We start from the raw sequence: 25,400 nt of genomic DNA on the forward strand, positions 1-25,400 counted from the left end.
CTTATATGATATAGTTATTAATTTTTTTACTACAAAATGAATTTATCTATTTATTAAACAAAATAATCCTCCTCCGGCACTATTTTAATTTTATTCTAAAATAAAAAAATTAAAGTGCAAGAAATAGGAGAAAAAAACATGAAAAAATTATTAAGTGTTTTAGGTGCTGTAACTTTAGTCGGCACTGGTATGTCAAATATTGCAGCATGTCATACAAAGACTAAGACGAAAAAAGAAGATACAACTGCGCGTGATCTTGAAGTATTATCTGAAATTCAGAATAAAGCAGTTACTGCAATTACTGAGAAAATAAAAGAAAAGATGTATGTCGATAGTGGCAAAAATAATTTAGCAAAAATTTATGCAAAAGTTAATAATGATAATTCAATGTATCAATTGAATTTAAACAATGCTGAAGATAAGAAATTAGCAAATTATTTTATTAATGATTTTACAAAGATTTTTGAAACAGTAAATTATAATTTACAGAATGAATATTCAAATTATTTTCCTAATAGTATGCCATTAAATTTTGATGAAGAGCGTAGTGTTATTAATGTTAATTTTGTAAATGTTAAAGCGATAAAAAAGAAATTTCCTGCTGATATTAATCCAGAACCATTTAGTGCTGTTCGAATTGATTTTAAAGCTGTGGTAAGTATTAATTTTAAAACATTATTTTCAAGTTTTGAAATTTCTACAATCTATAATGTTAGTGAGAATACAACCGCATTAAAAGTTCTTTCTGACAAAGCAACAACTTTTTTAATTAAAAATATTCAAGAATATTTTAATAACTTAGAAAACGCTGATTTTAGTACAAATGATATTTTTAAGCCTTTATATGATAATGTTCAATGAGATTTTTCGGAAAAAACTACAGCTTTAGATGAAAGATTAAAGTTTTCATTTAAAGAATATATTAATAGTAAAAAAGAGTTTAAAAATATTGAAATAACTTATAATGCTGTTGAATTAATAAAACAAATTATGAAGGGAGATTTATCTGCTAAAAATAAAGGCTTTGATAGTTTGAAAGATAATCGAAATATTAATAATTTAACTTTAGCTAATTGATTTAAAGGCGATGAAGGATCAAAGACTATTGAAAATGTTACAGAAGGTGATTTTGTTAATTTTTATAAGAATAAAATTGGTCCTGGTTTAAATATTAATGAAGCAGATTATTTGGATTTAGGAACTTTTAAAATTAATTTAACTTATATTAATGTTTATGGTATGGGTTTGTCAGGAAATGTTAAAGGTAGTGATGATGAAGATTTGATGATAACTTTGCAATTATCAAAAGCAGCAATTGATAAAAAATTAAATAATTGAGGGAAAATTATTATTGCTTTTTGAAAATATATAAATAGTTTAAAAATTACAACTCAGGCAGTTGAACTTAAAGTTTCTAATTTACTATTTAAAAAGTTATTAGATAAAAATCAAAGAGATGGATTAAAAGGAGTAACAAAAATTTTATTGGATGATTTTAAAAGTTCTGAGGCAGCAACGGATTTAGAAGACATTGAATTATTTAATTTAATATCACATCCATTATTTGAGAGAGCAAAAGGAGAAAAAATAGTTGATATTAATAAACGAGAAGGCTCAGTTTTAGAATGAAAATATTCTGAAAACGAAAGTTGAGCTACTTTATTTACTTTTGGAAAAAATTTAAATAGTGGTTTATATTATTCTTTTGCTGGGATTGGGGAAAATAAATTACCAAGTAATTGTGTTTTATTTCTAATATATCCAATAGTGAAATAAATGATTAAAAAATATATTAAGAATAATTTATTGTTAAAGATAGATAAATTTAAAAACTTAATCTTTTAATTGATCTTTTAATTCAGAGAGGACAATAAATTATGAAAAAGAACTTAGAATTATTATTACCTAGATTTTTTTTGTTAAATACTAATTTATTTTATAAAATAAGAAAAAAAAGAAAAAAAATAAATTTAATAAAAAGAAAAAATAATATAAGTAAAAAAAATATTATTTGTGAAAAAATTAAATTAAAAACACCTGTAACTAAAGTTGATGGTTTTGCAAGAATAAATTTTAGTGAAAATGTATTTTTTTGAACTAAAGAATTATTCCCTAAAAATAAATACTCATTATTTCAAATAAAAGGATTAATCAAATAGTTATGAAGGATGAGCAGAAGGAACTAGTTTTGACTCACAAACTAGCAATGGTTGGGTGAATTTATTTTCATTTGACTCTTCTGAAAAAATAGTATCGGGAATACCTTTAGTAAGCGAAAAAAAATATTGGTAATATTTGATATACAGCTGATAAAGATACATATGCTATCGCATATGGCGAATTATTTTTAGATTTTGAATATGTTAATAATACTATTAATGTTAAATTAACAGCTAAAGCAACTGCTGCTAATCCAACCTTCTTGGGTTGAACCAAGACGCAGACAAAATTTTACTTTGAAATTATAATTTCTTAATTACATTATTTAAAAGCAAATTATTAACTTAATTACAGTGTGTTAATAAATCAAAATAAAAACTAAGCATTTTAAAGTTTAGTTTTTTCTTAGTATATGATATTATGGCAAAAGAATTAACTATGAAAATATTAAATTTATATTAAAAAAATGAAAGGAAAACATAAATGAAAAAAATATTATGTTTAATAAGTGCAACAGCAATTGGAATTAATGGGATGTCTTTTACAGTTGCTAATAATTCATATGAACATATAACTACTAACAAACAATTAGAAAAATTAAAACCAAACCAAATTATTAATTTAACTAAATATAATGATCAAAAATTAAGCAGGTCAGAAAGAAAAACACTAGAAAAATTTAAAATAGTTTCATCTTCGGCACGTCCTATTGTAGAATTAGAATTAGATAAACAATTAGCAAGGTTAGTGCCAAAAGTAATGCCAAAATTATTAACTGCTAACCAGTATTCTTTTCAAAAAATGCTTTTGAAAAATATTATAAATTTTTGTCATCGGACTTATTAAAATTAACAATAACAGCTAAGACTTGAATGGAAATAGTTGTTTTATTTATGTTAAATTTAAAAGAAGATTTTATAATTAAATTGAAAAATGGAATTGCTAATTTTCATAGAAAAGATCATAGTGCATGATGAAATTCAATTACAGACAATAATATAAATTCTTTTGCTTATTTAATTTGAGAAAATTTTCCTTACTATTATGACTTATTTCTTAATTTAGACCTTGATTATCAAACTGTAAAAATTACTTCTTATTCTGGATATACATATTATTATTAAGATCAACAAAATCCTTGAAAATATAACGATATTCTTGGTAAAAGAACAGAACTAAAAAATAATCAAGACGACCTTACCTTCCAGCAGGAATTGAATACAGCTGTTTAAGAAAGATATAGATATGATAATGACCAATGTATTGGAAAAAATAATGTTGTTGAATGATCAACAAGAACAAAAATTAAAATTAAAATTAACAAAATTATTTGAGAGAAAATAAATACACTTTTCTTTTCCAATGGTAAATATGATTTTATTAGTAAATTAACAAATTTATTATCAGTCTTTCCTTCTGCATATAATGATACTAAATATAAACTTAATTTAAAAGAGTTAAATTCTTTTGCTGATTTAATATGAGAAAATTTTAGTTATTATTATAATAGTTCTTTAAAATTAAAAAATAATGAGTCAATTCGAATAACTTCATATATTGGATATAAAGGTGGTTTTTGACAACGTGATTATTTTGAATATTATAATGAAATTGTTGATAGCAATAATGATATTGTTGAATGAAAAAAATGGAAGAAAAATCCAAAATAGTCAAGTTAAAATAATAGCGAAAATACATGATGAATTTCGGAAAAAAAGACAAACAACAGAGCACCCTGATATGACTACTCCTTCAACTAGTGGGATGACACAGTCAAACTTAGATGAAAAATTAGCAAAAGTGTTAACAATGACAATAAATAAGTCATTAGGTGCAGAGCAAAGACCTTCAACAAGTGGAACTTCTTCAATTTTAAATAAAATTGATAATTATTTAGATGAGACAGAAACACAAGAGGATAAAGGCTCAAATGAATTAGAAGATTCTATGCTTCCTTTAATAATAAGTGAAATTGATAAATATTTTGAAAGTTCTGAAGGTGAGTTGGTATTATTAAAAAATGAAATTAATAAAAATTTTGATAAAAGAGAAAGGATTGAGGCAGGCTTAAAAAATGAAATTGATAATTACTTTCGCAATAGATGGAGTGTTTCAGATTCACTACGAGATAAAATTAATCAATATTTTAGTGATAAGGAAATCCAAAGTAAAAGTATTTGAAAAAATGTATAAAAATATGAAAAAACCATTTAAAACTATAAAAGAGTTAATTTCAAGAACAAATCAAGAATATGAATCAATGAGTTGCAGTCAAGAATATTTTCGTCAACATGAAGAGATTGAAATTGAAGATGACATAACGCCATTGTTACCAGTAAGAAATAATTTTATTTTAAAATTTATAATATTAGCTATCATTGGTGATATATTAGGTGCCAGAGTATTAAAAGATTTAAATTTGATTTAAAAAATAATTTAAAATAATTAATAGAATATGCATTTAAAGAAGTCAGTATCCTTAAAAAATTTTACGAACTTTTTAAAAGAGATGCATTTTTATTTGGAGAAAATTAATTACAATAATAATTTGATTATATTAATGTTACTTATTAAATTTATATAAAAAAAGTTAAAAAAGTTTAACTTTTTTTATGTTTAGTGTAAGATATAACTAATAGTTTTTAAATAAAAATAATATTATAGTAAAAAAGAATGGATTAGGGAAGTATAAATATGGCAGATCAGGTTACCACAGATCAACAGTTATTACAAAAAGAAAAAAATGTAAAAAATGAATTAAATACTATTCGTACAAAATGCCGCATTATTCTGGGAATTATGTATGGATTAATTTCTGCAGTTGGGTATTCTATTGTCCTATTAATGCTATATATTATTCCAGAACAAGGACCATATGGTAATTTAGCAGCGCCAATTAATGCCACTTTTTATGTGACAGTTCAAGAAATAATGGCAACTTTTGTGATGTTTATTTTTTATAAGCCAAAAAAATTTATTAATTTTTTAAAATTACTTCGTCACAAAGAAACTTGACTAATAGTATTATATGGTTTTTTAGGTGGTCCGGTTGCAATGGTATTTTTTCAGTTATCAGTTTTATTAACAATTAATCATCAAGGTGGTACAGATGGAACTGTTCCAGGATTATTGTTAAATTTAAATGTTATTTTAACGCCAATTGGAAGTGTTATTTTCTTTCGTGCTCGTCAAAGTAAATATACCTGAACTGCTTTAGCAATTTCTACATGTTTAATTTTAGGAATGTCAATTCATTTTGCAATTAAAGAAGGATTAGCTTGATCATCGATTGGAGGGATGTGTTTAGCTTTAGTGACCGCTGGCTTTTATGCAATGGAAGCATTAGGAATGTCCCATTTAATGAGTTCTTCAAAAATTAAATTTACAAATCATGAAACAGTATCAATTAAAACTAGTTCTTCAGCGATATTAATGTTATTATTAGGGACACCAATTGCTGCAGTTTTTTCCTATCAAAGTTTCTTAGATGGTTATAAAATTTTTGCTAATTTTCAATATTATGATTATGCATTAATTGTTCTTGTTGGAGGAATTATTATGGGTAGTTCTCGAATGCTATATTATGCATGTTTAGCAATGTCTGGACCCACCTATACAACTTCAACCCAATTATTAATGTTTTTTTGAACCCCAATTTTTCAATATATTTTTATTGCAGTAAATGTTCCAAATAAAATTTCAGAACCAACATGATATTATTGAGTGTATGTTATTCCAATTGTCTTTTGTACTTTTATTATTTCTAGCAATGAATTTTTAGTTCATGCTAGTAAAGTTGGATGAAAGCGGGTCTTTCATGAATTATTTGGTAAGATTCCAAAACAAAATACAAACTAAGGTTAATAAAAAATAAAAATGTAAGGTATTTTACATTTTTATTTTGGAAATTATATGATTAAATATTAATAGCAAGCAAAGGAATGAACAAATGAAACAAATAGTCTTTTATTTTTACGTGCGGTCCAGTTAGCTGTGATTGCTTCATATGAATTGGTTGGCAAAAATGATAAAAATATGTTAGACCAAAAAGCAGTTGATATTATTAATAAATTGTTAACAAGTAATGATGTTAAAGCAAAAATTGCAATTGGCGAAGGTGAACTTGATGCAACACCAATGTTATATCAAGGGCAAACTTTTTCTTATCAACAAGCAATTACGATTGATATTGCAGTTGACCCCATTGAAGGGACAATACCGGCTAGTAAAAATGAACCGGGTTTAATTTCATGTATTGCTGTTGTTAAAAATAATACAATGTTACAAATCCTAGAAATGTATATGGAAAAATTGTTTTTATCACAGGACTTAGCTGTAATAGTTGATTTTAATCAATTAATTGAAGCAATTTTATTGACTTTATTAAAAATTAAGCAAAATTTATCATGTATTATTTTAAATAAACCGCGTCATCAAAAAATAATAAAAACAATGCGTCAATTAGGCATTAAGGTTGAATTAATTAATGAAGGAGATGTATTAGGAGCAATTGATGTTGTTTTAAAGAAGGCTGATTTTTTGTATAGAATTGGTGGTGCACCAGAAGGAGTTCTAATGAGTGCATTAGCAATTGCAACTAATTATAAAATGTTTGCACGTTTAATTCGGTATGAGCAAATTTGACCAAATGAAAAAGAAACAGCATTACGAATGAAAATTGAACAGCAAGGTTTAGAACAAAAAAATTAGTTACAACACAATTTTTTCTGAACAAGATTTAGTTGCTGATAAACAAGCAATTTTTTTTGCCGCTAGTTTAACAGGTGGAACAGTTTTAAAACCATTACAAATTATTGAGAAAGAATATGTTGTCTAGAGTGCACCCATTTTAGTAAGTACTAATAAAAAAGTATTTACTTTTTTTAATTATATCTTTTTCTTTACGATTTGAATATCATGTATTTCATTTTATAACATCTTGTATATATTCTTCATGTGAATTATATATTTTATTATGGATTGTAGCTTTCTTAAGTAATGAATGAAAACTTTCTATAACAATATTATCTGCACAGTGGTAATTTTTTCCCATTGAAATTGTAATACCGTTAGATAAACATTTATCGTGATAAATAGTGGATGTATATTGATATCCGTGATCTGAGTGAATTATTATTCCATTCAGATCTTTTTTTATTAATTTTATTTTATTAATTGCATCATTTAAATTATCCATTACTAATTTATTGTCATTATATTTAGATCACTTTACATCAACTATTTCTTTAGTATATCCATCAATAATTGTTGATTGATAATATCTTTCTCCTTTTCAAATTAAATATGTTACATCAGTATATAGTACTGAAAACCTTGTTTTTATATCATTGAATTTACGATTAATTAAATCAGGATATTGCAATAAGCTTTTTTCTTTATTCTGTTTATATTTCATTTTTCTTCTCATTTTTTTTACATATTCAGGTTGTATTTGATTATCACGCATAATTCTTAAAACTTTTTTTGAATTATATTTTATACCATAATCTTCCTTTAAATATTTAGTAATTCTTCGATAACCAAATTGTTTTAAATTTTCTTCATAGACTTTTACAATATCATTTATTGCCTTTTTTTCTTTTTTGCTACTGTCATAATTTTTATATTTATCTCAATAACTACGTTTTAACCCTGTTACTTCTAGTAATAATTTTATTGAATATTCACAAAAATTTTGTTTAATAAAAGAGACAATTCTTAGTTTGCTTAATTGTAAAAGTCATGGAGCTTTTTTAATAATTCATACCTTGTTTTATAATATTCTAAATTTCTTTTGCCAAAAGAAATTTTAGGTCCTTTAGGATTGTTTAATTTTCCTTTTTTATGATTTGCTCATCAAGATTCTACTGTATTTGCATTTATATTATATTGTTTTGCTACTATTCAACAACTTTTTTGTTTAATTTCCTCAATGATTTTTGTTCTAAATTCTGATGTATATTTGTTATATTTTTGTCCTTTTTTTGCCATATAAAAATGCACCCCCTATAAAAATTTAGCAAAATCTTTTTTTATTTTACTTACTTTTTGGGGTGCACTCTAGTCATTCTTTTATTGGTTATAATAATATTTATCATCAAATTATATTAAAATATCCAATAACAGATAATGTTGAAGAGTTATTAAAACAATATAGTAAATAATTTTAGAGGAGGTTAGAACAATGCCATTTCGCTTAGAGAAAATTGCATTTGGAACTTTATTTTTTAAAAAAGAAGAGGCGATTATTAATGCTTTACAAAATGGTTATAAAATTATTGATACTGCTAAAGTTTATCAAAATGAAGAAATTGTTGGACGAGCAATTAAAAAATATTTAAATTCTAATAACCAAAGGCGAGAAGATATTATTATTGAAACAAAAATTTGTTGTGATGATATTGAGACAGAGAATAATACCAATGCTGTGCTAGAGTCGTTAAAACGATTCAATGTTACTTATTTAAATATTGTTTTAATTCATTGCCCAAATTTAAATTTTTACAAAACTATCAAAGCCTATACCGAATTGCTACAATGCAAAGCGAAAGGGTTAATTAATGTTGTTGGTGTAAGTAATTTTGATAAGGATATGATTGAAATTTTGTTTGAAGAAACGAATATTTATCCAAATTTAAATCAAATTGAATTTAATCCTTTTAACCAAAGATGAGATCGTGGACAATATTGTCAAAATAAAAACATTTTGGTACAAGAATATTCACCAATTGCTAATACAATGGAAAATCAAATTCTAGTTGCCGAAGCTAAAAAATATAATTGTACTGTTGCTCAATTAGTTTTAGCTTGAATCCAATATTTTAGTATTCAACCAATTGTTAAAGCAGAACTATTACGTCATATCCAAGAAAACAAGCAGAGTGAAAAGATTAGACTAACTAAAAAAACAATTCAAATCTTACAGAGTCTTAATATGTATGATAATATTTATCCCGAAACATTTGATAGGTTTTAATGAAAAATATTATTATTTTTATAAAATAATAAAAAACAATAATATAAATTATTGTTTTTATTTATAAATTTAAGTATATTCTTTCTTAGTGCAAAAAAATTGAAAGAATTTTTAAATAAATTATTAATTATTAGTGTTTTTTCGTTTCTTATTAAAAAGTTTGTTATTTTAAAGGATTGTAACATTTTTCCTTGGTGAAGGATTTAATTTTTGTCATTTTTTGAATTTTTGTTATCTGTATTTGTTTTATCTTTTTTTAGGTCTTTTGCAGTATTTTGAGTTTGCTCTGGTTTTTTACAAGCTGTTAAACTTGATGCTGATATACTAAATATTCCAATTGCACCTAAAATACTAAATAATCTTTTCATAGATTTAAAATGGTACCTCCTTTCTAAAAAATAGTTTAATTAAAAATTAAACTATTAGTAATATCTTATAAAAAATAATAAAATCAAAAGTAAATTTTGTTTTTATCAAATTATTTGTAAATTAAATTTATAATTTTAAAAATAATTTGATATTTTTTAAAATATCTTATTTTTAAATTTCTATGCTAAAATTCACAATGGTAATGAAAACTTAAAAAATGTTATAATATAAGTATAGGTAAATAGGTCCAAAATGGAGGTATAGAAAATGGCAGAAAAAACAATGGCTGAGATTTTAGCTATAGCTAAAAGAGTTAAAACATCAATTGATTCTCCCCAAACTTTAAATAAAGAAAAACCTTTTGATTTTAGACATTTAACCCTTGAACAAAAGTTAAAATTAAGACAAGCGGCTAATAATCCAAAAGATCCAAATTATAAAATTTGACTACAATTAAATCACAAAAAACAAGCGTCTAATTGAATTAAAATTGATAAAAAGAAAATAAAAGATTTAATTGAAGATGATAATAATTAATAAAATTTTATTAAACTAAAAAATAGTTTCTAATAAGGTAATGTTATTATCAAGTTGGTTATTAGAGAGATCCTAATAGCCATAATCATCTTGTTAATATTAATATTTTAACATCCGTACCCCACGGATGTTTTTAATTAGAATTAAATGAATGTAATTTTTAATTTAGATAATATTTTGTTATAATGCTCTAGTGCGATGTAATATTTTATTAACTTTAAATAATGAAAAAATATTTTTATACCTATCAAAATTAATTTTATTTAAGGAGAAAGGTTATGAAAAAAAATGAAGATATTACAATAATTATTATTTTAATAACTAGTGTAATAATTATCTTTTCTATTGGAGGATTATTTTGATGTGTTTTAAAAGACGATAATGAAATTGACTATGCTAAACATAGTGATTGTTTACTATACCGTAATCATAGTAAAGAAAAAATAAATTTATCTAATTTAAATAATAACCAATTAGTAAAAGGAACATTACAATCTTTTAATAGTAAATTTAAAAAAAGATATCGTTAACTGATGAAGATTTTGCATTTATTCATCATTGTGAAAATAATATGACTTATCAAGCAAGCCAGATGTCAATTAACAATTTTAACAAAAAGAAAAAATTTAACCATTTTCAAACATTTGCTAATGTTGTGCATGGAGTAACAAATAATCAAGTTTATTCTTATCAATTTGCGGAAATGGTTACTGCTGTTGCTTCTGATAGGCAAAAGTTATTTATTAATAATTTAATTACTTTTGCTAATTTATTTGTTAATATTTATGGTTTTCCAATTTTTCAAAAATTATGATATAGTATTGAATTTAATAATGATATTATTAAAAGTAATGGCAATAACCCTTTTGCAGTAACAAAGTTAAAAAAGAATGGCCATTATTTAGCCCAATGTATGATTATTAGTGGCCGAACATTGCAAGAGCATGTAAACAAAAAACAATATGAAACTGGTTTTTATTCAACAGCAAATAATATTTCAACAATTATTCATGAAATAGGACATGCCATTGCAAATTATGCATCAGTTTGGCCCTCTGATCGAATTTATTTTAATCATAATATTAATGTTGATACTGGTAAATGTATTTGTGAATCTAGTAGCGAGCAACTAAATATTCGTGCATTTATTACTAATCCTGGTGATTTATTAGTTCAATATTTAGGACATCAAGTTGGAATTAGCAATAAATACTCCGTTTCAACAACAATTAGCAGCATGGTCGTTTATTCAATCTGGTTATGGACGAACTAGTGATAATGATGAATTATTTGCAGAAGGATTTGCCCAGTGAATGTTAACACCTGATGAAGAAAAAGGACTTAATTGAGAAATTTTAAATGAATTTTATAGTACGTACTTTAGAAATTATTATTATTTAAATTAAAAGCCAACTCTAGCAAGAGTTGGTTTTTAATTTACAAAAATCATAAAATAATTTAGTTAAATCCTAAAGGTTTCTAATAATATATAAGGAACTTTGGTCTCAATAGTTGTTAGTTGTTGTTGATAAAACTAATTCATCGTTTTCATTCATTTGTTGATATTTTGTATGAAAATTAGAATAGTGTTCATATATTAAATTAGTAATAGTTTGAATATTATCATTTGTAATTGATCTTCCCGCACAAGAATGATCTTCTTCTGGGATATTTCAAATAGTTGCATTTAATTAAACCATAAATTCTGACTTATTTTTATTTTCAAATTTATTTATTATTTCTTCAACTTGATAAAAACTTAATTTAACTTTTAAAACATCGGGTGCTAAAAATTTATATCATTTTTCAAAAATTTCATCTTTCATCATTTTGTTTTTGTTTATTAATAAGTAAATATCATCAAAATATTGTTGAATATAAATATTATTATTTATTTTATCAAAATAAATTTTTCTTATACCTTTTCCTGTTATTAAATCTAATTCAATAATATTTACTTCGTTATTTTTTAAATAATAAATCATATCATTTTCACCAACAAGATAAAGAGTATTGTTTGCAGTTGTTATTAATGAGATTTTTCCTCTTACCTCATTTATTTGTTCTGGATTTGTTTCGTCATTTTTAATACATAAGCACCAAAATCAGTTCCAAAATAAATATCATTGTTGATAATTTCAATTGTTCAAACATTTTCATCAATACCATTTATTTTAGTGGCAGTTGTTTCGCCATTTTTTAAAACATAAAGACCCTGATTCGTTGCAAAGTATACATTATGATTTTTATCAATTTCTAATAAATGAACACTTACATAGTCAAGTCCATTTATTTTAGTGGCGGTTGTTTCGTCATCAGTTAAAAAATAAATTCCATCAAAAGTGCTAAAATAAATTTGATTGTTAACTGTTATTCCATTAACATATTGAGTATTAATATTTTTTATCTTAGTGGCGGTTGTTTCCCGATTTTTTAAGATGTAAACACCATCATCACTTCCAAAATAAACATTCTTGTTAAGAACATTAATTGTATTAATTTTTATATTATTAATGTTATTTATTTTAATAGCGGTTGTTTCCCATTTTTTTAAGATATAAGCGCCTTTCTCAGTTCCAATGTAAGTAATATTTTTATGAAAAGTAATAGTTTTAACCAATTCATTAATTCCATTAATCTTTTGTTTTTTTTTGTATTCTTATACTGCAAATAATAAAGTTCATTTTTAGTGCCTATAAAACTATTACCTTTATCGTCAAAAGCAATAAATTGTACTGTTTCTGTATTAATTTTTATTGTAGAAACCACAAACATTTTGTACTTTTGTGGTATTTACATTTTTAGAAACAAATTTTATTAATATTTTAAATAAGGAGTTGAAATTATGCAAACAAAGCAATATTTTATTTTGCGGTCGCTAGTGAAAAAGTATGGTAAAGATATTGTTATTAATACTGTCAATAAGATTGCAAAAGATATTGAAATTAAAAAGTAAAAGAATAAATTATTCCGCGTAATTTATTAGCGGATAATTTATTCAATAATGTTTTTAAGTGGAGCGAAGCGACAACGAGCAGAGCGAGTTTGCAAATTTCAATTTTTTAATTTATGAAAGGAGTTATATCATGCCAGTATGATTAACATGAATATTTAGTATTTTGATTTTGTTAGGTATTTTTGCGTGAATTGGTTTATCAATTTATCAAAAAGTTAGACAAATTCAAGGTAAGAAAAAAGAAAAAAAAGAACTTGAAAAAAGGAGGATAGAAAATAATAAATTTTTTAGCAGATGCAGTTACTTTTGGGACTGGAATGGATTCTATTTGAACTGGGTTAGGTAATGCAATGGGTAAAGTAAAAGATGCTGTATATGGTATTTTACCGCAGTTAATGACTTTTTTAGGTGATGCGTGAATTATTTTAATTCCATTTGGATTATTTATTATTATTAAGATATTAAACTTTTTCCGTCATATGGTTAAAGGATTTTAATAGAATATAACACTATATTTTAAGTTATTTTAAACAAAATTAAGGCACACTAATTTATTTATTTTTTATTAATTTATTTTATATAACTATTACTTTAAAACTTAATAGTATTTTTCAGTGTGCCAATTTTTACTGTTTGTAAATTGTACTATGAAGTGTAGCACTCTACTTATTTTTATTATAACACCAATAAAATAAATGTTCAATATAATTTATTTTTAAAAAATTTAGTAGTTTTGTTTTAAATTTATGAATTTTGGCACACTGAAAAATAAAATGATTAAAATTTTTATAGGTAATTATATTAAAAATTAAACATTTGTATAAAAACTTCTTTTAAAGATAGTCAATGTAAAGATTTTTTAAGTTTAGAGTTTATTATATTAGCAACTTCTTGATAATAATTTCTTGAATAAATACTTAAATCAATTCCTTTGGAAAATCAATGTCTAAAATCACGAATTGCTCTTTCAACTTTTGCTTTTTGTGTTGGAGTTCCAGCATCACAAAAATATACTTTAGCATTTGTTATTTTTTCAATTTTTTCTCAATCAGCAAATTCTTTGCCTTGATCTGTTATTATTCCTTTGCGTCTATCTTTAAAAAATCTGTTAGAAAAAATTCGTTTTAATGCGTTTGTAACTTCTTTTGTTGTTTTTTCTTTTAATGGTTCAATGATTTTAAATTGCGTTAATTCTTCGATTAAAACTAAACAAACACTATTATTTTTACCAACCATAGTGTCCATTTGAAATCAACCAAATTCATATTTATCATGTTTTGCTTCTTCAATAGTTCTAAAATTTCTTATTTTACCGCGATTATCAATCCTATTTTTTGTTTTATATTTTCTACCATGAAAATACAAATTATATTTTTTGAAATTTAAAAATCCCAAATGAATATATTTATATAAAGTTTTAAAACATACTGGAAATTTAATACCAAACTCTTTTTCATATTTTTTACAGATTTGTTCTGGTGAATCATGAAATTTGTTATATTTTTCATCTAGTCATTCTAAAATATTTAGCAATAATGATGATTTTTTAAAACATTTTTGTCGTTTTTGTAAATAATCTTCGTGTGCTAATTTAGCGTCATATTCATTATCTTTTAACCTTTTTATTTCTTGTCTAATTGTATTGCGATTTTTATGCAATATTTTTACTATTTTAGATATATTGGGTTGACCATTTTTTCTTTTTAAAGAATCAAGTTCTAATAAATCTTTTAACATTACTCTTTCTTTAAAAGTAAAATGATGCTTTGTTTTATCCAGTTTAAAAAATCCTTTCTTTTATATACAAAGTTAATTGTATAGTTTTTTGAGTTTTTGGGCGAGCGGTTGATTTTCTTAAATTTTTGTGATAAAATGACTTATAAGTTAAAAAAGTTTTTGAGATTCTTTCAAACAAATTTGGGAACCTTTATAAAATTCTTCGCTTAATGCTTAGAATTTTTCCCAAGTATTTTGAAAAGCGCGGCAAAAGTTTTTTTAAATTTTAAATAATTTTTCACAAAACTATAGAAAATCACCGCGAGCCCAGATTTAGTACAATATAATCAAAATAATAACCATTATAATTCATCTCCTTTCTAAAATAGACTTCTTGCGATACCTGGTTATTTATGCTTAAAAATTAATTAAAATTTTTAAAAATGATTATTTTAAAGTTTAATTTAAATTTTTTAATTTGTAATTATCTTTATTTTTGTTAGTATCGCAAGAAGTCTAATATATTTAAAAGCGCTTGTATATATAATGTCAATAGATCTTGAAAAAAAGTTTCAAGATGAAAGAAAGGAAATTATATTAAATAAAAAAACTTTTAAGTTTATTAAGTGTATTAACTATTAGTGGAACTGCTGCACCAACAACAATTGCCGCTAGTCCTTATGAAAAAGAAAAAAATTAAATAATAACATTGATTATTTACAAATAGATAATTCAGAAAATTTAATTAGAAATAAAAGACAAAATAGATTATTTAAAAATTATAATAATAAATTAACTATTGATAGAAATGATATAAATATAAATTATTTATTAATGAATTAATTAATTATTTAATAAATGAAAATATTATTGAAATCATATTTGAAAGTAACAACAATAATATATATCAAATAAGAAGAAATTATAGTAGTAATATTAATAATTATTTAATAATACCTGTTGAAATTATTGACGGTAATGTAACAAGAAATATAGAATTAGTTATAAGATTAAGTAATTTTTATTTAGTTGGATTTATTGTTGGTACTGGAACTTTTCAAGGAAATACTATTAGAAATTATTATTATTTTACAGAAAACAATAATATGGATTTAACACATATAGAAAATACTATTGCAGCTGATTTTAGTTTAAATTATAATGGAAATTATAATACCCTTATTAATACAAATAATTTTTCACTTAGTTGAGGTAATATTTTTGATGCATTTATTATTTTATCTAAAACAAATACAAGTAATCGAAATTGAAATAATTTATGACTACATTTAGCGCGTGTTATTGTAACTACATCTGAGTCAATAAGATTTAGAAGTATATTTAATTTAATTTCAAATGAAATTCAAACTTATAGTGGTGAATTATCTTGAAATAATGATATTAGTAATATTGTAACTAATTGACAAAGTAGAAGTAATAATATTATTGATGCAATTAATAATATTTAATCAAGATTTGGTAATAACAACGGGGTTATTAATGAATGATTTTATAATTTATTATCACAATTACCATTAAATACAATTGCTCAAGCTCTTGCAAATACAGATGTTAGAGTTATTCTTGAATTACTTTTACAACCAACATTAAATTGTAATAGAAAAACAAGAAGTATAAATAATAACATAAAAAATGAATATTGTGATGCAATTAAAGATAAAAATGAAGGTTATAATTTAGGTAACAGAAAAGTAACTGTAGTTAAAATATTAAATGAAAATACAAAAGTAGGAAAATTACAAGCTGGTGATATTTATATTGGAACTACAAGCGGTGTATTTCTTTGATTTAAAAGAGATAATCAAATTAATGTTCATAAATTTAATGGCTTGGATTCTAATATAGAAGATATGTGATTTGATGGACAGGGAAGTATTTTTGTTAAAACAAATAACTTAAAATATCATTTAAATTTACATGGATGAGATAATCAAGCAGTATGTACAAGTGCTGAAGCACTTGGAATTGTTGGAAAAAATACTGCAAAAGGCGCTATAACAGAAGCTCTTATCGGCGCGTCTGTGGGTACAGCTATTTTTCCAGTTATTGGTACTGGAATTGGTACGTTTATTGGTTCTGTTTTTGGATCGGGTGCAGGCGCTAGTTATTCTATTGTAGATAGAATAAGTCATGATAAATGTTATTAAATATTTTAAAAAATAAATATGAAAAAAATATTAAGTCTTTTAAGTTCAAGCGTATTAATTGGAACAAGTACAACCAGTTTAGTTGCTTGTAATACATCACAATATACAGAAAAAGAATTATCAGATTTAAAAGAAAAAAATAATATAGAAACAAACGATGGTATTTTAGAATGAATAGCACCACAAGAAAAACCTTTTAAACAATTAGGTAATAAATATTATTTTGTAATATGACGTGGTGATGAAAATTTTGATTGACGTATTATTAAATTTAAAAATGATACAGATGTAAGTTTTTCACAAAAGACAATTGATAATTTAAAAGATCAATATTATTTAATTTTAAGCAGTTATTTAGGTGTGCGTGCCGTTAATTTATATATACACCAACCGGGATTTACTGGTTTTACACATTTATGAGTTAAAAATGATAATTATTTTAAATTTGTTTATTGTTGAAATGATGATAAAGAACCAAATACACCATTTATTTTACCTAAAACAGGGCAAATTATAGACTGAAATTTAAAGCAACAAAATAATATTAATGGTAATGATGAAATTAAAGTAACTATTAAAAACAAAGATATTTCAGAAAACCCTATTTATCAATTAGAAACAAATTATTTTAATTGATTATCAATAACAAATGAATTAGAAACAAATAATATTCCTTCTTTTATTCCGGCAGAAATTAAACTATCAGATGGTGAATACGGCAAATATTTAACAAATTTAATTATCTCTAATGACAAAATAGAAGAATATTTAAACTATTTTTCTCAATGATATAGATTACTTTATTCTAAGGCAATTTGAATGCGTATGACTAAAAATTTAGTTGAAGATAATATTAAAATAACTTATGATGAAAAACTTTTTACTTTAAATCAAATTGAAATATCGGGTATATGGGGTTATGGAAATTATGATATTACAATTTTTATTGAAAAACCAAATGAAAAAATTATTGAAGGAAAAGATATTAACCTTAGAATTAATTCAAAATACTACTATTGGAACTAAAGACAGCGGAAAAGATAGAAATACATACTTGCAATTAATTGAAGATAATACATGATATTTGTATAAAAATGGTATTGAAGATGAAAATTCATATTCAAATATTGCAGTTGTTAATTTTCTAAAACAATCAAATAGTGTAATATTTTCCTATTCACCCACAAAAGAAAAAATTAATATTAATAATTTACAATTATTTAATAAAAATAACGAAAAATTATCATTAATTACATTAGAAATATAAAAAGTTATTTTCAACATCTTTATTTGGTTCTTTATCATCATTTCAACAATAAACAAATTTAAAATAATTATCATTTTTAACTCATAAATGTGTAAAACCAGTAAATCCCGGTTGGTGTATATATAAATTAACGGCACGTACACCTAAATAACTGCTTAAAATTAAATAATATTGATCTTTTAAATTATCAATTGTCTTTTGTGAAAAACCTACATCTGTATCATTTTTAAATTTAATAATACGTCAATCAAAATTTTCATCACCACGTCATATTACAAAATAATATTTATTACCTAATTGTTTAAAAGGTTTTTCTTGTGGTGCTATTCATTCTAAAATACCATCGTTTGTTTCTATATTATTTTTTTCTTTTAAATCTGATAATTCTTTTTCTGTATATTGTGATGTATTACAAGCAACTAAACTGGTTGTACTTGTTCCAATTAATACGCTTGAACTTAAAAGACTTAATATTTTTTTTCATATTTATTTTTTAAAATATTTAATAACATTTATCATGACTTATTCTATCTACAATAGAATAACTAGCGCCTGCACCCGATCCAAAAACAGAACCAATAAACGTACCAATTCCAGTACCAATAACTGGAAAAATAGCTGTACCCACAGACGCGCCGATAAGAGCTTCTGTTATAGCGCCTTTTGCAGTATTTTTTCCAACAATTCCAAGTGCTTCAGCACTTGTACATACTGCTTGATTATCTCATCCATGTAAATTTAAATGATATTTTAAGTTATTTGTTTTAACAAAAATACTTCCCTGTCCATCAAATCACATATCTTCTATATTAGAATCCAAGCCATTAAATTTATGAACATTAATTTGATTATCTCTTTTAAATCAAAGAAATACACCGCTTGTAGTTCCAATATAAATATCACCAGCTTGTAATTTTCCTACTTTTGTATTTTCATTTAATATTTTAACTACAGTTACTTTTCTGTTACCTAAATTATAACCTTCATTTTTATCTTTAATTGCATCACAATATTCATTTTTTATGTTATTATTTATACTTCTTGTTTTTCTATTACAATTTAATGTTGGTTGTAAAAGTAATTCAAGAATAACTCTAACATCTGTATTTGCAAGAGCTTGAGCAATTGTATTTAATGGTAATTGTGATAATAAATTATAAAATCATTCATTAATAACCCCGTTGTTATTACCAAATCTTGATTAAATATTATTAATTGCATCAATAATATTATTACTTCTACTTTGTCAATTAGTTACAATATTACTAATATCATTATTTCAAGATAATTCACCACTATAAGTTTGAATTTCATTTGAAATTAAATTAAATATACTTCTAAATCTTATTGACTCAGATGTAGTTACAATAACACGCGCTAAATGTGGTCATAAATTATTTCAATTTCGATTACTTGTATTTGTTTTAGATAAAATAATAAATGCATCAAAAATATTACCTCAACTAAGTGAAAAATTATTTGTATTAATAAGGGTATTATAATTTCCATTATAATTTAAACTAAAATCAGCTGCAATAGTATTTTCTATATGTGTTAAATCCATATTATTGTTTTCTGTAAAATAATAATAATTTCTAATAGTATTTCCTTGAAAAGTTCCAGTACCAACAATAAATCCAACTAAATAAAAATTACTTAATCTTATAACTAATTCTATATTTCTTGTTACATTACCGTCAATAATTTCAACAGGTATTATTAAATAATTATTAATATTACTACTATAATTTCTTCTTATTTGATGTATATTATTGTTGTTACTTTCAAATATGATTTCAATAATATTTTCATTTATTAAATAATTAATTAATTCATTAATAAATAATTTATATTTATATCATTTCTATCAATAGTTAATTTATTATTATAATTTTTAAATAATCTATTTTGTCTTTTATTTCTAATTAAATTTTCTGAATTATCTATTTGTAAATAATCAATGTTATTATTTAATTTTTTTTCTTTTTCATAAGGACTAGCGGCAATTGTTGTTGGTGCAGCAGTTCCACTAATAGTTAATACACTTAATAAACTTAAAAGTTTTTTTATTTAATATAATTTCCTTTTCTCTCATCTTAAAACTTTTTTCAAGATACATAGAAATTATATATATAATACAAGTATTTTTGAATATTAGTAGTAAAGAAGTGGTAATTTTACAAAAGCTGAGGTTTTATAAAAAATATAAATCACAAATTATGAATAAAAAATGATAAAAAGTTAATTAAATTTTCAAATGTTATAATTAACATAGTTATGTTATATATTTTTTTAAAAATGGGGGTAAATTAATGAAATATATTATTAATGATTTTAATTTAAGTGATTTACAAGCTAAATTGCAATATTTTTTAAGTAAAAACTATCAAAATAAATATTATAAAAGAATAAAAAAGAAAATATTTGTATATATTAATTTATGTAAGGATTTTTTTCTTGAAACTAAGTTGTTATTAAAAGACTTGATTAAAAAATATTTTAAAAATAAATTTTCAACTTTTTATTACTGAGCAAATAAAATTTTACTTGCATATGCAAATAATAATTTTGAAGATTTATTATTAAAATCAACAGCTCCTAATAATATTAATTATCAATATAGTAATGATGTTCGTGAAAATATCTGTGATTTATATTTTGAGTATTGTAATAAACATGCTGGGGGTGTTTTATCTTTGTATTATAATTTAAAAAAGGAATTCATGGCGAAGAATTAAAAAATAAAGCACCTAAAAATTTAAAAACATTTTTCCGTTGACTTAAAAAAGATAAGCGTTGATTAAAAATAAAAAATAAAATTAAAGAAATTAAAAGACAACATTCAAGATATGAAGTTAAAGAATTAGAATTATTAGAAATGGATGCAAAATATTTTATGCCAAGTAAATTTCCATTTGATAAAAAATATTATGTTTATGATTTTATTGATGAAAGAATCAGAGGAGTATTCGGTTATATTTATGATAAATTATGCACTGAGAATTCTATTGATGCCGTTAAAAGAGCAATCAGTGATTTTAAAAAAATATTTGGTATTAAAATAACACGAATTAGAACTGAAAACGGTTTTGAATTTATTAATAGTCATCGGAATAATCAAAAAAGTACTGTTAAAGAAACTAATTTTACTCAATTTTTAACAGATAAAAATATTTTACATCAAACAACACCTGTTCGTTCTCCTCAGTCAAATGGTAAAATTGAAAGATTTTATCAAAATTATACTAAGTTATTTGTATTTGATGAAAAAATATTGGATGCAGTTGGTTTACAAAATAAATTAAATGATTACTATTATTTTTATAATTTTGAAAGAGTACATAAATCTTTAAATTTTCAGACACCATTTGAATTTTTAACTAATTTAACTAAATAATTTTAAATTTATAAAGTTTTATTTAAACTATTTTTTAGTGTGTCAATTTTAAAATTTTTATTTATATATGTATCATTTTAAATAATATTTTTATATTTTAAATTATATATTTTATTATTTTTTTTGCAATCTCCAAAATGTGTGTGGTATACTACATGTATTAATTTTTATTAACTTAGCATATTCAGTTTCAGTATTAATAAAGTTTGTTAAAATTTCATTATTATTATTATTATTATTAGGTTTAATAGCAGTAATTGTGCTTATTCCATTTAAAATAGCTGTTGACATTGTTAAGATACTTAATATTTTTTTCATATAATTTTCTGCTCCTTTCTTTTGCTATATTAATCAAAATTATTTTTTAAAAAATAAAAATAACAAATTATTTTCATAGAAACAAAAATGATATAGGTGTTATTATAAAATTTTATTATGAAAATATTTATTATTCTTAAATATTCAATACTTCCAATTTTAATTTAATTAATATAACAGCCTAAATCATTTTTCTGATTTAGTAATTGTATTTTAGCATTAAAAAAATGAAAATATTTTTTAATTGTTTTAAAGATAAAAAAAGAAATGTTTTTAAACATTTTCTCCTTTTAATAGTTTTTGTAAATAATCACCAACGCCGCCTTCATCATTAGTTAAGTGTGTAATTCCCCGAGCATTAGTTTTTAAATTGTCATTTCCATTTTTCATTGCGATTCCATAACCAACATTTTGCAATAGTTCTAAGTCATTCATTTCATCACCAAAGGCAATAACATCACGAATATCAACGTTATAATATTGTGCTAAAATATTAGCTGCAAATCCTTTTGAAACAAGTTTATTTGTAATGTTAATCATTATTTGCACCTGACCGCTACTATAATGCCCAATGTTAACTTGGACAGAGTTTTTAAAATTTTCAAAAATTCGTAAAATTTGATCTTTTTCATTAGCATTGTTTAAATATAAGGCCATATTACTAGCTGGACCTTTTCAAGCAGTATAAGGATTGGCAATAAAATATTCATCATCAGCCACATCATCAAGATGAAAGTAATTTTCAATTGCCTCATCTTTTTTTCAACAAATTGCTTTATCATAATGTTCAATTAAGACATTTGCAACAATATTTTTTACATCAGGATGGTTGATAATACTCATAATAACATCATAAGAAATTGGAAAAACTAAACGTTTAAACTCTCGTTTTAATGGGTCATGAATATGACCACCATCAAAGTTTGTTAATAAGGTGTCTAACCCTAATTCACGATAAAAGCGAATACTTGCTCGATGAGGGCGACCAGTTGTAATACATACTTTATGCCCAGCTTTAACAGCTTCTTTGATCACATCTTGTGTTTTTGGATGGATTGTTTTGCCATCATTCATCAATGTTGTACCATCTAAATCAATTAGAATTAAACGTTTTTTATTTAAATGTTGTAATTTCATGGGACTCCTTTCTAAAAAATAATTATGTTTCTAATCCCTGTATCTCTTATTATATCTAATATTTTTATATTTATATTATTTTTAAAAATTTAGCAGTATTTAATTGACTTTGCTAATTAGTATGATAATATATAATTGTAAAATTAGCAAACAAGCATATAGAGTGCTAAAAATTAAAGGAGGCAAAAGTATGGATTTAACACAACAATATGAACCAGGTAAAGATCCAAAAGTTCTTGAAAAATTTGCCAAAAATCTTAATAAAGAGGCTCTTGCTGGAAAATTAGACCCAATTATTGGACGTGAAGATGAAATTAATCGAGTAATTCGAATTTTATCACGAAGAACAAAAAATAATCCGGTCTTAATTGGTGAACCTGGTGTTGGGAAAACAGCGATTGTTGAAGGACTAGCACAGCGAATTGTTAAAGGTGATATTCCTAGTAATTTAAAAAATAAAACAATATATGAATTAGATATGGGAGCATTAATTGCTGGTGCGAAATTTCAAGGTGAATTTGAAGAACGTTTAAAAGCAGTTTTAAATAAAGTTAAAGAATCAAATGGCGATATTATTTTATTTATTGATGAGTTGCATTTAATTGTGGGAGCTGGTAAAACACAAGGTAGTATGGATGCTAGTAATTTATTAAAACCAATGTTAGCGCGTGGCGATTTGCATTGTATTGGTGCAACGACTTTAGATGAACATCGTTTATATATTGAAAAAGATGCTGCGTTAGAGCGACGCTTTCAAAAAGTAGTTGTCAGTGAATCAACCATTGATGAAAGTATTTCAATTTTACGAGGTTTAAAAGAACGATTTGAAACCTTTCATGGGGTTAAAATTCATGATAATGCTTTAGTTGCATCAGTTAACTTATCGTCTCGGTACATTACTGACCGGTTTTTGCCAGATAAAGCAATTGACTTAATTGATGAAGCTTCTGCAACAATTAAAACAGAAATTGCATCAGTTCCAACCGAATTAGATAATTTAAATCGGCGAATTGTTCAGTTAAAAATTGAAAAAGCAGCTTTGCAAAAAGAAACTGATAAGGCATCTAATGAACGGTTAGTTGATATTGAAAATGAATTGAAACCATTAAAAGCAAAACAACAAAAATTAGATATTCAATGAAATTCGGAAAAAGAAAGTATTACTAAATTAAAAAACTTAAAATCACAAGTTGAACAATTGAAAAAAGAGTTAGAGCAAGCGCAATTAAGTGGTGATTTTAATCGTGCTGGTGAAATTCAATATGCTTTATTACCAAAACTAGAAAAACAATTACATGAACAAAAAAAACAAGCTTCAGGTTCACATCTTTTGAAAGAAGATGTAACTGAGCGTGATATTGCTGCAATTGTTGGAAAGTGAACTGGTATTCCAGTTGACCGTTTAGTAGAAACAGAAAAGGCAAAATTATTAAATTTAAGTAAGATTTTACGACGTCGTGTTCGCGGTCAAAACGAAGCAATTCAAGTAGTTGCTGATGCAATTATTCGTAGTCAAAGTGGAATTAAAGACCCAAATAAACCAATTGGTAGTTTCTTATTTTTAGGACCAACAGGAGTTGGGAAAACAGAAGTTGCCTGTAGTTTAGCATATGTTCTTTTTAACTCAGAAAAACAAATGGTACGATTAGATATGTCTGAATATATGGAAAAACATTCAGTAAGTAAATTAATTGGGGCGCCACCAGGTTATGTTGGTCATGAACAGGGTGGACAATTAACCGAGGCTGTTCGTCGAAGCCCATATTCAATTGTTTTATTTGATGAAATTGAAAAAGCACATCCTGATATTTTAAATATTTTGTTGCAAATTTTAGAAGATGGTCGTTTAACTGATTCATTAGGTAAAACTGTTGATTTTAAAAATACAATTATTATTATGACTTCTAATATTGGGTCAGAATATTTATTAAATGAAAATAATGATGATGATGGTTTATTAATTCAAAAAGAATTAGCTAGAAAATTTAAACCAGAGTTTTTAAATCGAATTGATAATGTTGTGACCTTTAATGCTTTATCAAAAGATGTTATTAAAGAAATTATTGAAAAAGAATTAGCTGAATTAACACAACGAATTGAAAATAGTAAAAACATTCGTATTAGTTATTCTGAAAAAGTATTAGAAAAAATTTTAAACGAAGGATATGATCGTGAATTTGGAGCACGGCCAATTAAGCGATATATTCAACGAAATCTTGAATCGTTAATTGCTCATGCTATTATTTCAGAAGAAGTTCAAGAGGGTAAATTTTATACAATTGATGTAGTTAAGAACGAAATGGTTATTAAGAATAGCACAAAATTAAATTAGCACTTGCATTCTTTAAATGATAAATTTATAATATTAAGTGTTAGCACTATTTAGTGTTAATTGCCAA

At 24.0% G+C, this 25,400-nt stretch carries 31 protein-coding genes; 21 read left to right on the forward strand and 10 right to left on the reverse strand.

Annotated elements, in window-relative coordinates:
- The first annotated feature begins 138 nt into the window (after positions 1 to 138).
- From AACL22_RS08435 to AACL22_RS08470, 8 genes are all read left to right on the forward strand, one after another.
- Positions 139 to 1,776: a lipoprotein gene (locus AACL22_RS08435; RefSeq protein WP_338991314.1), complete on the forward strand. Its 1,638-nt coding sequence runs from the start codon at positions 139 to 141 to the stop codon at positions 1,774 to 1,776.
- Positions 1,777 to 1,877: 101 nt separating this feature from the next.
- The gene (locus AACL22_RS08440) at positions 1,878 to 2,159 is read left to right on the forward strand and encodes a hypothetical protein (RefSeq protein WP_338991317.1); all 282 of its coding nucleotides are present in this window, start codon (positions 1,878 to 1,880) and stop codon (positions 2,157 to 2,159) included.
- 484 nt (positions 2,160 to 2,643) lie between these two features.
- Positions 2,644 to 3,006 (forward strand): hypothetical protein, encoded by a 363-nt coding sequence (locus AACL22_RS08445; RefSeq protein WP_338991320.1) that lies wholly within the window; start codon positions 2,644 to 2,646, stop codon positions 3,004 to 3,006.
- A gap of 26 nt (positions 3,007 to 3,032) precedes the next feature.
- Positions 3,033 to 3,284: a hypothetical protein gene (locus AACL22_RS08450; protein ID WP_338991322.1), complete on the forward strand. Its 252-nt coding sequence runs from the start codon at positions 3,033 to 3,035 to the stop codon at positions 3,282 to 3,284.
- A gap of 502 nt (positions 3,285 to 3,786) precedes the next feature.
- Positions 3,787 to 4,353, forward strand: a complete 567-nt coding sequence (locus AACL22_RS08455; RefSeq protein ID WP_338991325.1) for a hypothetical protein — start codon at positions 3,787 to 3,789, stop codon at positions 4,351 to 4,353.
- A 4-nt stretch (positions 4,354 to 4,357) separates the two neighbouring features.
- Positions 4,358 to 4,588, forward strand: a complete 231-nt coding sequence (locus AACL22_RS08460) for a hypothetical protein (protein WP_338991328.1) — start codon at positions 4,358 to 4,360, stop codon at positions 4,586 to 4,588.
- 266 nt (positions 4,589 to 4,854) lie between these two features.
- Positions 4,855 to 6,018: a hypothetical protein gene (locus AACL22_RS08465; RefSeq protein WP_338991331.1), complete on the forward strand. Its 1,164-nt coding sequence runs from the start codon at positions 4,855 to 4,857 to the stop codon at positions 6,016 to 6,018.
- Between the two features lie 135 nt (positions 6,019 to 6,153).
- Positions 6,154 to 6,870, forward strand: coding sequence for a fructose-bisphosphatase class II (locus AACL22_RS08470; protein ID WP_338991333.1), 717 nt, complete (start codon positions 6,154 to 6,156; stop codon positions 6,868 to 6,870).
- 139 nt (positions 6,871 to 7,009) lie between these two features.
- Here the strand turns inward: AACL22_RS08470 and AACL22_RS08475 are convergent, their stop codons facing one another.
- Together AACL22_RS08475 and AACL22_RS08480 are read right to left on the reverse strand one after the other, a co-directional pair.
- Complete coding sequence (locus AACL22_RS08475) at positions 7,010 to 7,921, reverse strand: IS3 family transposase (RefSeq protein WP_338993048.1); 912 nt, start codon at positions 7,919 to 7,921, stop codon at positions 7,010 to 7,012.
- The gene (locus AACL22_RS08480; protein ID WP_338988671.1) at positions 7,888 to 8,151 is read right to left on the reverse strand and encodes a hypothetical protein; all 264 of its coding nucleotides are present in this window, start codon (positions 8,149 to 8,151) and stop codon (positions 7,888 to 7,890) included. The genes AACL22_RS08475 and AACL22_RS08480 overlap by 34 nt, the downstream gene beginning before the upstream one ends.
- A 193-nt stretch (positions 8,152 to 8,344) precedes the next feature.
- Between AACL22_RS08480 and AACL22_RS08485 the strand changes: the two genes are divergently transcribed.
- Positions 8,345 to 9,136 carry an aldo/keto reductase gene (locus tag AACL22_RS08485; RefSeq protein ID WP_338991335.1) on the forward strand — a complete coding sequence of 264 codons (792 nt, stop codon included), beginning with the start codon at positions 8,345 to 8,347 and terminating at the stop codon, positions 9,134 to 9,136.
- 203 nt (positions 9,137 to 9,339) lie between these two features.
- Here the strand turns inward: AACL22_RS08485 and AACL22_RS08490 are convergent, their stop codons facing one another.
- Positions 9,340 to 9,504 carry a lipoprotein gene (locus tag AACL22_RS08490; RefSeq protein ID WP_338991337.1) on the reverse strand — a complete coding sequence of 55 codons (165 nt, stop codon included), beginning with the start codon at positions 9,502 to 9,504 and terminating at the stop codon, positions 9,340 to 9,342.
- Positions 9,505 to 9,772: 268 nt separating this feature from the next.
- Between AACL22_RS08490 and AACL22_RS08495 the strand changes: the two genes are divergently transcribed.
- From AACL22_RS08495 to AACL22_RS08505, 3 genes are all read left to right on the forward strand, one after another.
- Positions 9,773 to 10,042 carry a hypothetical protein gene (locus AACL22_RS08495; RefSeq protein ID WP_338991339.1) on the forward strand — a complete coding sequence of 90 codons (270 nt, stop codon included), beginning with the start codon at positions 9,773 to 9,775 and terminating at the stop codon, positions 10,040 to 10,042.
- 278 nt (positions 10,043 to 10,320) lie between these two features.
- Positions 10,321 to 10,572: a hypothetical protein gene (locus tag AACL22_RS08500; protein ID WP_338991340.1), complete on the forward strand. Its 252-nt coding sequence runs from the start codon at positions 10,321 to 10,323 to the stop codon at positions 10,570 to 10,572.
- A 62-nt stretch (positions 10,573 to 10,634) separates the two neighbouring features.
- Complete coding sequence (locus AACL22_RS08505; RefSeq protein ID WP_338991343.1) at positions 10,635 to 11,315, forward strand: hypothetical protein; 681 nt, start codon at positions 10,635 to 10,637, stop codon at positions 11,313 to 11,315.
- A 418-nt stretch (positions 11,316 to 11,733) separates the two neighbouring features.
- On the opposite strand, the gene AACL22_RS08510 is transcribed toward AACL22_RS08505, so the two are convergent.
- The gene (locus AACL22_RS08510; RefSeq protein WP_338991346.1) at positions 11,734 to 12,027 is read right to left on the reverse strand and encodes a hypothetical protein; all 294 of its coding nucleotides are present in this window, start codon (positions 12,025 to 12,027) and stop codon (positions 11,734 to 11,736) included.
- A 71-nt stretch (positions 12,028 to 12,098) separates the two neighbouring features.
- Positions 12,099 to 12,662 (reverse strand): hypothetical protein, encoded by a 564-nt coding sequence (locus tag AACL22_RS08515; protein ID WP_338991349.1) that lies wholly within the window; start codon positions 12,660 to 12,662, stop codon positions 12,099 to 12,101.
- Between the two features lie 466 nt (positions 12,663 to 13,128).
- Between AACL22_RS08515 and AACL22_RS08520 the strand changes: the two genes are divergently transcribed.
- Together AACL22_RS08520 and AACL22_RS08525 are read left to right on the forward strand one after the other, a co-directional pair.
- Entirely contained in the window at positions 13,129 to 13,344 is a 216-nt protein-coding gene (locus AACL22_RS08520) for a hypothetical protein (protein ID WP_338991352.1), read from the forward strand.
- Positions 13,316 to 13,495: a hypothetical protein gene (locus AACL22_RS08525; RefSeq protein ID WP_338991355.1), complete on the forward strand. Its 180-nt coding sequence runs from the start codon at positions 13,316 to 13,318 to the stop codon at positions 13,493 to 13,495. Before AACL22_RS08520 ends, AACL22_RS08525 begins: the two co-directional genes overlap by 29 nt.
- Positions 13,496 to 13,799: 304 nt before the next feature.
- On the opposite strand, the gene AACL22_RS08530 is transcribed toward AACL22_RS08525, so the two are convergent.
- Positions 13,800 to 14,777 (reverse strand): IS30 family transposase, encoded by a 978-nt coding sequence (locus AACL22_RS08530; RefSeq protein WP_422397507.1) that lies wholly within the window; start codon positions 14,775 to 14,777, stop codon positions 13,800 to 13,802.
- An 887-nt stretch (positions 14,778 to 15,664) separates the two neighbouring features.
- On the opposite strand from AACL22_RS08530, the gene AACL22_RS08535 reads away from it, so the two are divergent.
- The 4 genes from AACL22_RS08535 (at position 15,665) to AACL22_RS08550 (ending at position 18,149) form a co-directional block, all read left to right on the forward strand.
- Positions 15,665 to 16,183: a ribosome-inactivating family protein gene (locus tag AACL22_RS08535; RefSeq protein WP_338993049.1), complete on the forward strand. Its 519-nt coding sequence runs from the start codon at positions 15,665 to 15,667 to the stop codon at positions 16,181 to 16,183.
- Between the two features lie 402 nt (positions 16,184 to 16,585).
- A complete protein-coding gene (locus tag AACL22_RS08540; RefSeq protein WP_338991362.1) occupies positions 16,586 to 16,882 on the forward strand; it encodes a hypothetical protein in 297 nt (98 codons plus the stop codon).
- An 18-nt stretch (positions 16,883 to 16,900) separates the two neighbouring features.
- A complete protein-coding gene (locus AACL22_RS08545; RefSeq protein ID WP_338991365.1) occupies positions 16,901 to 17,908 on the forward strand; it encodes a lipoprotein in 1,008 nt (335 codons plus the stop codon).
- A gap of 28 nt (positions 17,909 to 17,936) precedes the next feature.
- Positions 17,937 to 18,149, forward strand: coding sequence for a hypothetical protein (locus AACL22_RS08550; RefSeq protein WP_338991367.1), 213 nt, complete (start codon positions 17,937 to 17,939; stop codon positions 18,147 to 18,149).
- A gap of 502 nt (positions 18,150 to 18,651) precedes the next feature.
- On the opposite strand, the gene AACL22_RS08555 is transcribed toward AACL22_RS08550, so the two are convergent.
- The gene (locus AACL22_RS08555) at positions 18,652 to 18,948 is read right to left on the reverse strand and encodes a hypothetical protein (protein WP_338991362.1); all 297 of its coding nucleotides are present in this window, start codon (positions 18,946 to 18,948) and stop codon (positions 18,652 to 18,654) included.
- Positions 18,949 to 19,350: 402 nt separating this feature from the next.
- Complete coding sequence (locus tag AACL22_RS08560; RefSeq protein WP_338993050.1) at positions 19,351 to 19,995, reverse strand: ribosome-inactivating family protein; 645 nt, start codon at positions 19,993 to 19,995, stop codon at positions 19,351 to 19,353.
- A 466-nt stretch (positions 19,996 to 20,461) separates the two neighbouring features.
- Here AACL22_RS08560 and AACL22_RS08565 point away from each other — a divergent pair, with 466 nt between their 5' ends.
- Together AACL22_RS08565 and AACL22_RS08570 are read left to right on the forward strand one after the other, a co-directional pair.
- Positions 20,462 to 20,887 carry a hypothetical protein gene (locus AACL22_RS08565; protein WP_338991369.1) on the forward strand — a complete coding sequence of 142 codons (426 nt, stop codon included), beginning with the start codon at positions 20,462 to 20,464 and terminating at the stop codon, positions 20,885 to 20,887.
- Positions 20,888 to 21,027: 140 nt separating this feature from the next.
- The gene (locus AACL22_RS08570) at positions 21,028 to 21,546 is read left to right on the forward strand and encodes an integrase core domain-containing protein (RefSeq protein ID WP_338991370.1); all 519 of its coding nucleotides are present in this window, start codon (positions 21,028 to 21,030) and stop codon (positions 21,544 to 21,546) included.
- 114 nt (positions 21,547 to 21,660) lie between these two features.
- On the opposite strand, the gene AACL22_RS08575 is transcribed toward AACL22_RS08570, so the two are convergent.
- Together AACL22_RS08575 and AACL22_RS08580 are read right to left on the reverse strand one after the other, a co-directional pair.
- The gene (locus AACL22_RS08575) at positions 21,661 to 21,864 is read right to left on the reverse strand and encodes a hypothetical protein (protein WP_338991371.1); all 204 of its coding nucleotides are present in this window, start codon (positions 21,862 to 21,864) and stop codon (positions 21,661 to 21,663) included.
- 273 nt (positions 21,865 to 22,137) lie between these two features.
- A complete protein-coding gene (locus AACL22_RS08580) occupies positions 22,138 to 23,001 on the reverse strand; it encodes a Cof-type HAD-IIB family hydrolase (RefSeq protein WP_338991373.1) in 864 nt (287 codons plus the stop codon).
- Positions 23,002 to 23,191: 190 nt separating this feature from the next.
- Between AACL22_RS08580 and AACL22_RS08585 the strand changes: the two genes are divergently transcribed.
- A complete protein-coding gene (locus tag AACL22_RS08585; RefSeq protein ID WP_338991375.1) occupies positions 23,192 to 25,333 on the forward strand; it encodes an ATP-dependent Clp protease ATP-binding subunit in 2,142 nt (713 codons plus the stop codon).
- Positions 25,334 to 25,400: the final 67 nt, after the last annotated feature.

It is taken from the genome of Spiroplasma endosymbiont of Seladonia tumulorum (assembly GCF_964020235.1).
In the GTDB taxonomy this organism is placed as follows: Bacteria; Bacillota_I; Bacilli_A; order Mycoplasmatales; family Mycoplasmataceae; genus Spiroplasma.